The sequence below is a fragment of the Vreelandella indica genome (assembly GCF_037070225.1).
Classification (GTDB): domain Bacteria; phylum Pseudomonadota; class Gammaproteobacteria; order Pseudomonadales; family Halomonadaceae; genus Vreelandella; species Vreelandella arctica.
The window spans coordinates 116,678-129,241 of sequence record NZ_JBANSO010000002.1; the positions used below are offsets into that span (position 1 = coordinate 116,678).

Genomic DNA, 12,564 nt, shown 5'->3' on the forward strand with positions numbered 1-12,564 from the left:
AAAACTTAGTGTTCGCGGGTGGGTTGGAAGCGAATGTCCGGCCAGCGCTCCTGGGTCATCTGCAGGTTAACCCGAGTCGGCGCGATATAAGTGAGATAGCCACCGCCATCAATCGCCAGATTAGCGCTGGCTTTACGCTTAAACTCTTCGAGTTTTTTAGCATCCTCACAGTAGACCCAGCGGGCAGTCTGCACATTGACGCCTTCGTACAAGCAGTCGACCTTATACTCCTCTTTCAGGCGATGAGCGACCACATCGAACTGCAGGGTACCCACGGCGCCAAGAATCAGGTCATTATTGTCCATCGGCATAAAGACCTGGGTAGCACCCTCTTCAGAAAGTTGCTGCAAGCCTTTTTGCAACGCCTTCATCTTGAGCGGGTCTTTTAACCGCACGCGCTTAAAGAGTTCTGGCGCAAAGTGCGGTATACCGGTAAAGCGCATATCTTCACCGACGGTAAAAGTATCGCCGATCTGAATGGTACCGTGGTTGTGCAGGCCGATAATGTCGCCGGGCCACGCTTCTTCGACCTGCGAGCGGTCAGAGGCCATAAACGTCAACGCATCGGCAATTTTGACGTCTTTGCCAATACGCACATGGCGCATTTTCATGTTCTTTTCGTACTTGCCTGAGCAGACCCGCAAAAAGGCGATACGATCGCGATGATTGGGATCCATGTTGGCCTGGATTTTAAACACAAAACCGGTGAAGCGATCATCATCAGAAGTGACGACCCGGGTATCGGTTTCATGGGCCTGGGGCGGCGGCGCGTATTCGACAAAGCCGTCTAGCATTTCGCGCACGCCGAAGTTACCCATTGCAGTACCGAAATAGACCGGCGAAAGCTCACCACGGCGATAGGCGTCCAGATCAAACTCATGGGATGCACCGCGCACCAGCTCCACTTCCATGCGCAGCTCTTCCGCCTGCTCTTCCCCGAGCACAGCATCGACCTCGGGATTATCCAGGCCCTCAATACGCTTGTCTTCAGGGATTCGGCTACCCTGCCCCTGGGTGTAGAGGTGAACCACATCGTTATAGAGGTGATAAACGCCCTTAAAGTGACGCCCCATGCCAATCGGCCAGGTCATCGGCGCACATTGAATATTGAGTACCGTTTCGACCTCATCCATTACTTCAATGGGGTCACGGATATCACGATCCATTTTATTGATAAAGGTCAGAATCGGCGTTGTACGCAGACGACATACCTCCATCAACTTGATAGTACGATCCTCGACGCCCTTTGCGCCGTCGATCACCATCAAGGCAGAGTCTACCGCTGTAAGCGTACGGTAGGTATCTTCGGAGAAGTCTTCGTGGCCAGGTGTATCCAGCAGGTTGACGATGCGCCCGCCATAGGGGAACTGCATTACCGAGGTAGTGACAGAGATACCCCGCTCCTGCTCCATTTTCATCCAATCCGACGTTGCGTGCCGATCGTTACGCTTGCTCTTGACCGAACCGGCCAACTGGATGGCGTTGCCAAACAGCAGCATCTTTTCAGTAATGGTGGTTTTACCAGCGTCAGGGTGCGAAATGATCGCAAAGGTGCGTCTAAGCCCCGCCTCATGGGCTAACTGAGTCTCTTTCATTGTGCCTCTTTGAAAATGTTTACTCCGCGCCGCTTTCCAGTGATTGATTAGCACGCGGTGAGCAATGTCCATTGAGACAATTGTAACGCCTGGAGACCGCTTTTGTCGCGGCTGGCTTTATGAGTGACTAAGCAATTGGAGAGGCCAAAAAAAACGCTGACGAATTCAGCGTTTTTAACGAAGCATGCAACGAGATGCTGCTTCTAGGCGTTATGCGTAGGTGTTCACCTGAGTACCGACGCTGCCTTCTTTGGCCAAGTCCGGTTGTGCACCGGTGTTGGCAGAGGCTAAAACTTCCGTCACCTGCTCAGCCTGGGTGTCCAAGGCTTCTTTGAACACCTGCATCTGCGCCTGTTCGGCTGTTTGCGCCTGATTCATATAAAGCGAGGCACTGACTGAACTGCTGATGCCTACATCCATATTTTCACCTAATGGTATGCAAATGTACTTACAAACTAGCAAAGCATTAGATCACGCGCAAAGATATCGTCACTATTACTAATGCCAGCATCTACTACTATCGGCTTAACTCGCCGAATCATTAACGAATATAGCGCCCGTTCAAAACCTGTCAGCGCGAAACGGCTTCATATCAATTGCGGTAGGCTGCCCTTCCATCATATCTGCCAGCAAATGACCCGTTGCAGGACCAAGAGTAAACCCTTGATGCCCATGCCCAAAGGCGAGCCATAAACCTGGGTGGCGTGGCGCTGGGCCAATCACTGGCTTCATATCGGGCAGGCACGGCCGCGCACCTTTCCAAGGGGCTTCATCGCGGCGCTCCCCTAACGGAAACACACTGCGCGCCACTTTCTCTGCCGCGCCCAGTTGGTTAACGTCGGCGGGGGCATCAAGGCGGTCTAACTCTGCCCCGGTGGTCAAGCGGATACCCGCATTCATCGGCGCCAGCAGGTAGCCAATTTCAGCATCCATGACCCAGTAATTTAGCTTGGCCTCTGCTTGTGGGGCGTAGTGCATGTGATAGCCACGCTTCACAAAGGTAGGGAAATGGTAGCCAAGCTCCTTCAGCCAGCTACCCGCCCAAGGCCCTAGCGCCACCACGACGTCGTCTGCTTCTAACGTTTCAGCGGCAGTACTTACCTGCCACCGGCCACCCACCTGCTGAACCGAGGTGATATCCGCCTGCAGAATGCGCCCGCCATCATTGCTGAATGCTTGGGCATAAGCCGCGACCAGCGCACCGGGGTCGGCCACGGTCCAAGGGTCGAGCCAGTGAATTGCGCCAATAATATGTTCGCTAAGAGAAGGCTCTTTCTCCATCAGCGCAGCCCGATCCAGTTGCTCAAATTGAACACCATAAAGACGGCGCGCCTCTTCGGCATCTTTTAACCGTGCGGCCAACTTTTCAGGGGTACGGTAAAGCTCAAGCCATCCCTGCCTGCGCACTAAGTGTTCCGCTCCGGCAGCCTCAATCATCGGGCCATGAGTCTTCAGTGACTGCTGAATCAAAGATGCATATTCCGGCACGATTTTCTGGTAAGCCTTCGGCGCTGAATTCATCCAGTAGCGCAACAGCGGAGAAGCGGCATTCACCATGCCCGCAGGACGATAGCGAATATCAACCCGGCGATTAGGCAATACGCTCAAGAGCGTTTTAACATCCCGTGGAAATGGGTAAGGCCTAACGGCTTCACGCTGAATAATGCCTGCATTGCCAAACGAGGTTTCTCGACCAGGCTGGAGGCGGTCTACCACGGTGACCTCATGACCGCGCTGACGCAGATGCCAGGCAATGCTGACACCTACCATCCCTGCTCCTAAAACTACCGTTTGACGCGCCATGTTGATGCACTCCCCGCTGTCGATTCAGCACCATGATTGGTAATTAATAACTATTTGAAAAATATCACCAAACCAACTGCATTAATATAGTAGAAAACGCTGTTTTAGAGCCAAAAATAAGTAATTAATGCTCCATAGCGAGCTAAAAAGGAAGACAACACTATTAGCGGCATAACAATTGCTTAGTTTCTATTAGGTAACCTGAACGGTATGCAATTGACGACGTCGTAACGGCCTCTCCTCCTCTGCGAAAAACACATAAAGCACCAAAAAGAAGCGCTCGCACCAAAAGATGCCCTCGTACTAGTGACAAAGGAAAACACCATGCCTGCCACGCTAAATCTGGATAGCTCGCTGATCGATACGCTCTGGGTACTCTGGGCAGCCGCTCTGGTATTTGTGATGCAAGCTGGTTTTCTATGCTTAGAGGCTGGCACAACGCGTACCAAGAACGCGATTAATGTTGCTATGAAAAACGTAGCGGACTTTGCGATTGCCGTCAGTGTTTTTTGGCTCATCGGATTCGGCATCATGTTTGGTGATTCGTTGGGCGGTGTTGTAGGTACAACGTTATTCGGCTGGCAGTTAGACGCTTCGGGCAGCTGGGTGATTACGGTATTCATCTTCCAGGCAATGTTCTGCGCGACCGCCGCGACCATTGTGTCGGGTGCGGTGGCGGAACGCATGCCCTTTCTGGCATATATCTGGACGGCGCTCTGGATCGCGTTAATCATCTACCCCGTATTCGGCCACTGGGCTTGGGGCGGGCTACTAGGTGGTGCCGCAGGCTGGTTAGGGGCTCTAGGGTTTGTTGATTTTGCCGGCTCCACAGTGGTTCACAGTGTAGGTGGCTGGGTAGCGCTGGCAGCAGTACTCTGCATCGGCCCCCGCAGTGGTCGTTTCGCACACGACAAGCCTCCTACCGCTTTTCCCTCTGGCAACCTTCCACTCGCGATGCTTGGCGCGCTGTTTATGATATTAGGCTGGTTCGGCTTTAACGGCGGTAGCACCTTGGCTGTTACTGACCAGATACCCGGCATATTGGCTAATACCGTGCTTGGAGCCGTTGGCGGCATCCTTTCCGGCATGCTCATGGGAATGCGCACACGTCGTTACGCCGATGTGATGTACGCAATTAATGGCGCCATTGCTGGTCTAGTCGCCGTCACCGCCAGTGCGCATGTGATCTCGCTCCCAGCAGCATTTGGCTTGGGGGCGGTTAGCGGCGTGCTAATGGTACTGACCAGCGAATGGCTGCTGAGTAAGCGTATTGATGACGCCGTATGCGCCATACCTGCCCATTTAGTATCAGGCATTTGGGGCACACTCGCACTACCCTGGGTGGCGGATATGACAATGCTGGATAGTGGCCTGTCCCGACCCGCTCAATTCGGCATTCAGCTTCTTGGTGTTGTCGTTTGTGGCATCTGGAGCTTTGGCAGCGCATGGCTGCTATTTCGTATCACTCGTCGCTTTCTGCCCTTAAGGGTCTCGCCTGAAGCTGAAAAAATGGGTCTTAATTTAGCCGAGCATGGCGCCAATAATGAGCTGAACCAGCTACTCGAACATATGCGCCAGCACGAACAGCAAGGCGATATTCGCCGGCGAATTGAAGCCGACCCGTTTACTGAAGTGGGCGAAATAGCGGCCAGCTATAATCGGGTAACAGCGGCCCTTGAAACCGCCCTCGGCCACACCCGCGTGATGCTGCGTAACCTGCGCGATGGAGTAATCACCTGGCAAGCAGACGGCTCGCTGACAAGCCTTAACCCCGGCGCTGAGATGCTCTTTAATGTCGACGCCGCCACTCTCATCGGCCAACCCGTTTCCACGCTGCTACCGAACTTCAAGCTGACACCCGGTGCACGCCATGAAATCAAACGACGTACAGCCGATAAGCGAGTGCGTTATCTCGAAATACAGGTGAGCGAAGGCGCCAGCGGCTCCGCATCAGAGCGCTCTGGCATGGTGCGCGACATCACCGAGCGCAGACAGCTTCAAGAGCAGTTAAATCGCGAACGTGATCTTGCTCGCACCACTCTAGCCTCCATCGGAGATGGCGTAATTACCTGTGATGCCAGCGGCAATGTCACGTTTATCAATGCGGAAGCCAAGCGACTGACCGGCTGGACCCTTGAAGAGGCCATGGATAAACCTATTCATGTGGTTTACCAACTACTTGAGGAAATCAGCGGCGACTCCATAAGTAATCCAGCCCGGCAAGTACTGACACAGCTAACGCCAGTGCAATCAACCGAACATTGCATGCTCGTCCACCATGACGGCACGCATACCCCCATCCAGCACAGCGCCTCACCCATTCGTTCACGCAGCGGCATTACCCTGGGCGCTGTTGTGGTTTTTCAAGATGTTAGCCTCACACGCCAGCTTACTGAACAGTTGAGCTATCAGGTCAGCCACGACAACCTAACCGACCTGTTGAATCGGCGCGCCTTTGAAACAGCACTTACAGCGCTTCTCAATCGGGAGGATGGCCAGCACGTGATGTGCTACCTGGATCTTGATCAGTTCAAAATCGTCAATGATACCTGCGGTCATCTTGCGGGTGACGAACTGTTGCGCCAAGTATCATTAAAGCTGAAATCCCATGTACGCAGCAGCGATATTGCCGCGCGTCTCGGTGGCGATGAGTTCGCCCTACTGCTACCAGATTGCGGGATAGAAAGAGCACTAGTGATTACCGAGGCACTACGCAGCGATATAGAGAATTATCGTTTTGCCTGGCAAGAGCATACGTTTGGGATTGGGGTCAGTATTGGCTTGGTAGAACTCCATGCTGCTCAGCCTATGCAGCTTAGCCAAGCACTCCACGCCTCTGATGCGGCGTGCTACGCCGCCAAAGAGGCAGGCCGCAATCGTATCCACTGCTATCAGCCTGATGATCATTTTTTATTGGAAAAGCACGGTGAGCTACAGTGGGTTCAGCGCTTGCAAAATGGCCTGGACAATGATGCTTTTCGCCTTTTTGCTCAACCGATCAAAGCCATTTGTGCTGACGCCCCCGCCTACCGTGAGATATTACTTCGGCTCGAAGAGCATGGTGAACTCATCGCCCCAGGAAGTTTTTTACCTGCCGCTGAGCGCTACCACTTTATGGGACGCATTGATCGTTGGGTAATTCGCAATACTCTGGCCTGGCTAGGGGATCAAAACCGCCACTCTGTTCCGTCAGCGCATAGCCTATGGGGCATCAATCTATCCGGGGCATCGCTTTCTGACGCTGAATTTTGTCAGGATCTTATTGCTCAGGTGTCCACTGCCTATCTGCCTCACGGCACACTCTGTTTTGAAATCACTGAAAGCACCGCGATCGCACAGCTCTCACGTGTCAAAACATTGATTCATACCCTGAAAGGCTACGGCTGCCGGTTTGCATTGGATGATTTTGGCACCGGGCTTTCCTCTTTCAGCTACTTGAAGCAGCTACCCGTCGATTATCTAAAAATTGACGGTAATTTTATCCGCAATGTGCATCAAGATCCGATTGATAGAGCAATGGTTGAGGCGATTCATGCCGTCGGTAAAGCACTGGGCGTTAAGACCATTGCTGAGTTTGTTGAAACCCAGGCAACATTGGATACGTTACATCAGATGGGAATTGACTATGCACAAGGATATTTACTCGGCATGCCTGAACCGCTTACCAACATGGTCGGCAATCGCATTAAAGTAATGCCGCGCTAGCAGGAACGTGTTAACAAGAACGTAGCGATATAAAATTCAGAAACGAAAAAATCCCTAAAAAGGGCATAATCGCTGGGAGGTAAACGCTAAAAAAGAGGAAATAACAAGAAGGAAGTATGCGGGGTAATGGGGTGGATGATGGGACTTGAACCCACGACCACCGGAGTCACAATCCGGGGCTCTACCACTGAGCTACACCCACCACAACCTAAAACTGGAAACGCAAATATTGTCACTGGGGTGGATGATGGGATTTGAACCCACGACCACCGGAGTCACAATCCGGGGCTCTACCCCTGAGCTACACCCACCATAGACAATCTTACGTAAAAACAGGTATTACACACTTGAAGATATGATTCTCTGACGGGTTGTTACCACTGAAATTAGGTGGCACGCCCAGCAGGAATCGAACCCGCAACCTACGGCTTAGAAGGCCGTTGCTCTATCCGGTTGAGCTATGGGCGCACAAAAAGCATTCAGAAATAACGAATACTGATGAGCACTAGACCACAACCAAAGCTTGAAAAAGCAAGCTACTACCTTTCACGTTTAGGTGTGGTCGGGATGGAGGGATTCGAACCCCCGACATCCTGCTCCCAAAGCAGGCGCGCTACCAGACTGCGCTACATCCCGATTTTTCATCACCCTAGACGCTACCGCTTGGTCCGTCTCAAGCGAGGCATATATTACTATTTTTAATTTTAAAGTCAACCATTAAAGTGATTGTTCGTGAAGGCGCTTTGCCTGGGTGCCCTAGCGTGCGAAAATTGCCGCCTTAGAAAGCGTAGCCAACTGCGCTAGCAGCACTAGGTACTGCCTTAAAAGCCATTACGTCAAAAGGCTTCGAGACACCGCCTAGCCCTTTTCCACGTCCACAGGGATTTCTCTACATGACTGCCCAACTAATCGATGGCAAAGCCATCGCTGCTACTGTTCGCCAACAGGTTGCCGAGAAGGTTGCCGCACGTAAAGATGCAGGCGCACGAGCACCGGGCCTAGCCGTAGTTGTGGTAGGAGATGATCCCGCCTCTCACGTTTACGTCAGTAATAAGCACCGCGCCTGTGAACAGGCAGGCATTCTTTCCTTCCAGCATACTCTGCCCACTGCGACCTCTCAGCATGACTTAGAAACGCTGGTTGATCAGCTCAACAGCGACCCGGCCGTAGACGGCATACTGGTTCAACTGCCACTACCCAAGCACTTAGATGCCGGCCCTATTTTAGAGCGTATTCGTCCTGATAAAGATGTTGATGGCTTTCACCCTTACAACATTGGTCGCTTAGCACAGCGCATGCCTGCGCTACGCCCTTGCACCCCTAAAGGCATCATGACCTTACTGGCGCAAAGCGATATCGCGCTACGTGGCCTGGATGCCACCGTGGTCGGCGCTTCTAACATTGTCGGCCGCCCTATGGCGCTTGAACTGATGCTGGCGGGCTGTACCACTACCGTATGCCACCGTTTTACCCAGAACCTTAAAGACCACGTTAGCCGCGCTGACATTGTGGTGGTAGCCGTCGGCAAGCCAGGCATCGTTAAAGGGGAATGGATTAAGCCAGGGGCTGTTGTGATTGATGTAGGTATTAATCGCCAGGAAGATGGCACGCTAAAAGGCGACCTTGATTTCGCCGCCGCCGCTGAACGCGCCAGCTTTATCACCCCGGTTCCGGGCGGCGTGGGACCCATGACCGTCGCAACGCTGCTCGAAAATACGCTTGAAGCCGCCGAATGGCACGATTTGACGCCCCAGGATCACGCCTGATTCATATACCCCCCTTTTTTATGCAGGAGCATGGCGCAGTGCAACGTATTGGTATTATTGGCGCAATGGCGCAGGAAGTAAGCACCTTGGTAGCTCAGTTAGATAATGCAGAACGCTATGAGCATGCGGGCTTTGTTTTTCATACTGGCACGCGTTACGGCCTTGAGGTCATTGTCTTGCAGTCAGGGATTGGCAAAGTCAACGCGGCAGTGGGCACCGCTATTTTATTGGAGCGCCACCAACCCGACGCCATTATTAATACCGGTTCGGCGGGTGGATTTGCCACCGATTTAAAGATTGGCGATGTGATCATCTCTGATGAAGTACGCCATCATGATGTTGACGCCGTCGTATTTGGCTATGAGATGGGCCAAGTACCTGGGATGCCCGCCGCCTATCAGGCCGATACGGCGCTACGAGACATTGCCCGTAACGCCATTGCATCATTAGGTGAGGCCAACGTACGCGAAGGACTGATCGCCACGGGAGACGCTTTCATGGCCGATCCCGCGCGCGTAGAAGCAACCCGCGCCCAGTTTCCCACCATGCTGGCGGTCGAGATGGAAGGCGCTGCGATTGCTCAGACATGCTATCTCTATCAGTGCCCTTTCGTCGTGATTCGCGCGCTCTCTGACATTCCCGGCAGCGGCGACAACCACCTCTCTTTTGATGAGTTTTTGGAAGTAGCTGCCGACCACTCATCGCGCATGGTAGATCAAATGCTGAAGCAGCTTAGCCAAGGCTAGCTGGTACCTCAGGGCTACGCCTTCTTAATGGCCCATCCAAGCGTTTCGCCCGCCAATAGCGGAATAATCGCCTCGCCTTGGGCATAGGAGTAGCTCTCTGGCAGTCGCCATTCGCGTCGTTCTAGCGTCATGGTGTCAGCGTTAGGCGTCAGGCCATAAAAGCGCGGCCCGTTAAGGCTGGCAAAGGCTTCCAGTTTATCCAAGGCATTCATTTCATCGAAAGCAGTAGCGTAAAGTTCAATGGCGGCGGGGGCGGTATAAGCACCCGCACAGCCGCAGCTTGACTCTTTAGCACCCTGAGAGTGAGGCGCGCTATCGGTGCCCAAAAAGAACTTATGGCTACCGCTGGTGGCTGCTTTCAAAAGCGCCTGACGATGCTGCTCACGCTTGAGAATCGGCAAGCAGTAGTAGTGAGGGCGAATACCACCGACCAACATTTTATTGCGATTGAAGAGTAAGTGATGGGCGGTAATGGTAGCGGCCACGTTGTCTGGCGCTTGCGCGACAAACTCTGCTGCCTGCTGAGTAGTGATATGTTCAAACACCACTTTCAGCGTTGGGTGGCGCTCCAGCAACGGCTTCATTACGTTTTCAATAAATACTGCTTCGCGATCAAAAATATCAATCTCAGCGGTAGTGACCTCGCCATGCACTAACAGGGGCATGTCTACTTCAACCATCTTGGCAATGGTGGCATCACAATGAGCCAAGTCGGTCACACCGGAGTCAGAATTTGTAGTGGCACCCGCAGGGTAAAGCTTGACCGCTTTGACGATGCCGCTCTGCGCTGCACGTTCAATCTCTTCGGGAGGCGTGGTATCGGTAAGGTAAAGCACCATTAAGGGCTCAAAAGTACTGCCCGCAGGTAAGGCGTCTAGGATACGTTGACGGTAATCAATTGCCTGGGAGGTTGTGGTGATCGGCGGGGTTAGATTAGGCATAATAATGGCCCGCCCCATCTGTGCGGCAGTATGGCCTACCACCGCCTTTAACGCTTCACCATCGCGTAAATGAAGATGCCAATCATCGGGGCGGGTCAGTGTTACAGTATCCACGGCGAGTCCTGTACTGGAGTGATGTCGGAAAAATGATAGCGACAGTATACGCAATTGCGCGATTGGATAAATCCACTCTTCGACCACCACACATTTGTCCAAGTGTCGTATCATAATGGCGCTTTTCTTAATGAACCCGTCTTAACGATTAGGGTTGATAGCTCGCTTTTAACGTTAAGGACCCGATTGTTATGCAGAATGTACGACGTTATGCGGATGTCATCGCCAGTCTGGAAGGCGTGTTATGGCTAAGCCTGGCTTGGTCAATTTCGCTGTCAGCCCATATGGGCAGCACGGAGCCTACCCTCGCCAGTTTGTTAGTGATTGGTGCTCTCGTGGTGTTCTGTTGGGCGCATCGGCCGCTGCGCTATTTGTTGGGTCGTTACCATATTCGCAAACGACGTACCGACATGTGGATACATATTTTAGCCCTACCACTGCTGCTGGCGATGTTCTTTCACATCATGCTGGAAGCCCTGTTAGGCAGTGCCTGGTTGCCGCCTAAAATGCTGCTATTTAATATCCTGGCCTCTGCTGGCTGGGCCACCTACGTCATGACGTTGTTTATTAAGTTTGTTATTCATGGCCTAAAAACCAGGACTAAGTAAGCTTATCATGCCAACGGCTCTACCACTTCCGCTCTCTACGCCCAACCGTAATTTAGTGCGGCTCACTATCGTGCGCGGTATTACCTGGACCGGTTTTTTACTGGCAATTATTGTGGGTGTCGAATTGCTCGCCTTCGATTTACCAGTGACTGCTGTGGTAAGCGTGGTGATAGCCATGGGCATACTGAATATCGCCACTTGGTGGCGATTGGGTCGTCCACGGGCCGTTACCCACCTGGAGTATCTACTGCACCTACTGGCCGATATTGCAGGCCTTACACTGCTGTTTTACTTTTCCGGGGGCTCCACCAACCCTTTTATTACCTACTACTTAGTCCCGGTTACTATTGCCGCCGCCACCCTGCCCTGGCGCCACGCCTGGATCATTGCAGCCTGCGCTATGGCGGGGTATACCTCTTTAATGTTCTCTTACTACCCAATCCCGCAATTGGGTCATATTAATAGCGACAGCCCCTTGAGCCTGCACATATTGGGTATGTGGCTTAACTTTGGCCTCTCAGCGGGTTTGGTGACCTTTTTTATCTACAAAATGGCCCACGCATTGCGTAGCCGGGACCAGGCACTTTCCCGCACCCGGGAAGCCGCGTTGCGTAATGAACAGGTATTGGCAGTCGCCACTCAAGCCGCCGGCACAGCGCATGAATTGGGAACGCCGCTCTCTACCATGGCGGTACTACTCAAAGAAATGCAGGCCGACGCGCTACCTGAGTCTGAACTGCATGAGGACATCACCCTCCTGCGTCAGCAGGTGGACGTCTGCAAATCACGGCTGCAAAACTTAGTCTCTAATGCGGATAGGCGCCGAATGGCAGAGCCTGAAGTACTTGATGCAGAAGTTTGGCTAGCAGGCGTTGTGCAGCGCTGGCTAGTGCTAAGGCCTGATGTGAGCCATCAGTTCGAGGTGGCTGAGAAGCGTAGCAGGCCATGGCTTGCGGTTGATGCCACGCTTGACCAAGCGTTAACGAATCTTTTGAACAACGCCGCCGACGCCAACCCTGAGCAAATTTCGATTCGTTTAGATTGGCAGGATGAAAGCGTGGTTATTGATATACGCGACCATGGCCCAGGGGTGGCCATGTCGATTGCCGACCAGCTAGGGGAAACGTTTATCTCCACAAAAAGCAAAGGCATGGGTATTGGGTTGTTTTTAACCCATGCCACTATCAATCGCTTTGGAGGCGGGGTAAGCCTGTATAATCACCCGGAAGGGGGTACGCTAACGGAAGTTACCCTGCCCCGCTGCGCGGCACCGCATTAAACTCGGC

The 12,564-nt window shown here is 52.9% G+C and carries 9 protein-coding genes and 4 tRNA genes; 5 read left to right on the forward strand and 8 right to left on the reverse strand.

What is annotated here, in order from left to right; all coding sequences use genetic code 11:
- Positions 1 to 5 precede the first annotated feature (5 nt).
- The 3 genes from V8L71_RS02210 to V8L71_RS02220 all read right to left on the reverse strand — a co-directional run bounded on the left by V8L71_RS02210 (position 6) and on the right by V8L71_RS02220 (position 3,398).
- Positions 6 to 1,595 (reverse strand): peptide chain release factor 3, encoded by a 1,590-nt coding sequence (locus V8L71_RS02210; protein WP_101147254.1) that lies wholly within the window; start codon positions 1,593 to 1,595, stop codon positions 6 to 8.
- Between the two features lie 210 nt (positions 1,596 to 1,805).
- On the reverse strand, positions 1,806 to 2,015 hold the full coding sequence (locus tag V8L71_RS02215) for a putative motility protein (RefSeq protein WP_101147253.1): 210 nt from the start codon (positions 2,013 to 2,015) through the stop codon (positions 1,806 to 1,808).
- Between the two features lie 141 nt (positions 2,016 to 2,156).
- Positions 2,157 to 3,398 carry an NAD(P)/FAD-dependent oxidoreductase gene (locus V8L71_RS02220; protein ID WP_101147252.1) on the reverse strand — a complete coding sequence of 414 codons (1,242 nt, stop codon included), beginning with the start codon at positions 3,396 to 3,398 and terminating at the stop codon, positions 2,157 to 2,159.
- Between the two features lie 324 nt (positions 3,399 to 3,722).
- Here V8L71_RS02220 and amt point away from each other — a divergent pair, with 324 nt between their 5' ends.
- Positions 3,723 to 7,103, forward strand: coding sequence for an ammonium transporter (amt, locus tag V8L71_RS02225; protein ID WP_101147251.1), 3,381 nt, complete (start codon positions 3,723 to 3,725; stop codon positions 7,101 to 7,103).
- A gap of 127 nt (positions 7,104 to 7,230) precedes the next feature.
- On the opposite strand, the gene V8L71_RS02230 is transcribed toward amt, so the two are convergent.
- The 4 genes from V8L71_RS02230 to V8L71_RS02245 form a co-directional block, all read right to left on the reverse strand.
- Positions 7,231 to 7,305, reverse strand: a tRNA-His gene (locus tag V8L71_RS02230).
- Between the two features lie 34 nt (positions 7,306 to 7,339).
- Positions 7,340 to 7,414 (reverse strand) — tRNA-His (locus tag V8L71_RS02235).
- 80 nt (positions 7,415 to 7,494) lie between these two features.
- Positions 7,495 to 7,571: transfer RNA gene (locus V8L71_RS02240), tRNA-Arg, on the reverse strand.
- 91 nt (positions 7,572 to 7,662) lie between these two features.
- A tRNA-Pro gene (locus V8L71_RS02245) sits at positions 7,663 to 7,739 on the reverse strand.
- A gap of 257 nt (positions 7,740 to 7,996) precedes the next feature.
- On the opposite strand from V8L71_RS02245, the gene folD reads away from it, so the two are divergent.
- Both folD and mtnN read left to right on the forward strand, forming a co-directional pair.
- Entirely contained in the window at positions 7,997 to 8,869 is an 873-nt protein-coding gene (folD, locus tag V8L71_RS02250; protein WP_101147250.1) for a bifunctional methylenetetrahydrofolate dehydrogenase/methenyltetrahydrofolate cyclohydrolase FolD, read from the forward strand.
- A gap of 38 nt (positions 8,870 to 8,907) precedes the next feature.
- A complete protein-coding gene (gene mtnN / locus V8L71_RS02255; protein ID WP_101147286.1) occupies positions 8,908 to 9,615 on the forward strand; it encodes a 5'-methylthioadenosine/S-adenosylhomocysteine nucleosidase in 708 nt (235 codons plus the stop codon).
- Between the two features lie 14 nt (positions 9,616 to 9,629).
- Here mtnN and pyrC read toward each other — a convergent pair whose 3' ends face one another.
- Positions 9,630 to 10,670, reverse strand: coding sequence for a dihydroorotase (gene pyrC, locus V8L71_RS02260; protein WP_336273095.1), 1,041 nt, complete (start codon positions 10,668 to 10,670; stop codon positions 9,630 to 9,632).
- 191 nt (positions 10,671 to 10,861) lie between these two features.
- Here pyrC and V8L71_RS02265 point away from each other — a divergent pair, with 191 nt between their 5' ends.
- A complete protein-coding gene (locus V8L71_RS02265; RefSeq protein ID WP_176302090.1) occupies positions 10,862 to 11,278 on the forward strand; it encodes a hypothetical protein in 417 nt (138 codons plus the stop codon).
- 7 nt (positions 11,279 to 11,285) lie between these two features.
- Complete coding sequence (locus V8L71_RS02270; RefSeq protein ID WP_336273096.1) at positions 11,286 to 12,557, forward strand: ATP-binding protein; 1,272 nt, start codon at positions 11,286 to 11,288, stop codon at positions 12,555 to 12,557.
- Positions 12,558 to 12,564 lie beyond the last annotated feature (7 nt).

What these genes read in the sequence shown, in the direction of transcription:
- V8L71_RS02210 (WP_101147254.1), bottom strand. Translation starts at nt 1,595, where the DNA reads ATGAAAGAGACTCAGTTAGCCCATGAGGCGGGGCTTAGACGCACCTTT.
- V8L71_RS02220 (WP_101147252.1), bottom strand. Translation starts at nt 3,398, where the DNA reads ATGGCGCGTCAAACGGTAGTTTTAGGAGCAGGGATGGTAGGTGTCAGC.
- amt (WP_101147251.1), top strand. Translation starts at nt 3,723, where the DNA reads ATGCCTGCCACGCTAAATCTGGATAGCTCGCTGATCGATACGCTCTGG.
- V8L71_RS02265 (WP_176302090.1), top strand. Translation starts at nt 10,862, where the DNA reads ATGCAGAATGTACGACGTTATGCGGATGTCATCGCCAGTCTGGAAGGC.
- V8L71_RS02215 (WP_101147253.1), bottom strand. Translation starts at nt 2,015, where the DNA reads ATGGATGTAGGCATCAGCAGTTCAGTCAGTGCCTCGCTTTATATGAAT.
- V8L71_RS02270 (WP_336273096.1), top strand. Translation starts at nt 11,286, where the DNA reads ATGCCAACGGCTCTACCACTTCCGCTCTCTACGCCCAACCGTAATTTA.
- folD (WP_101147250.1), top strand. Translation starts at nt 7,997, where the DNA reads ATGACTGCCCAACTAATCGATGGCAAAGCCATCGCTGCTACTGTTCGC.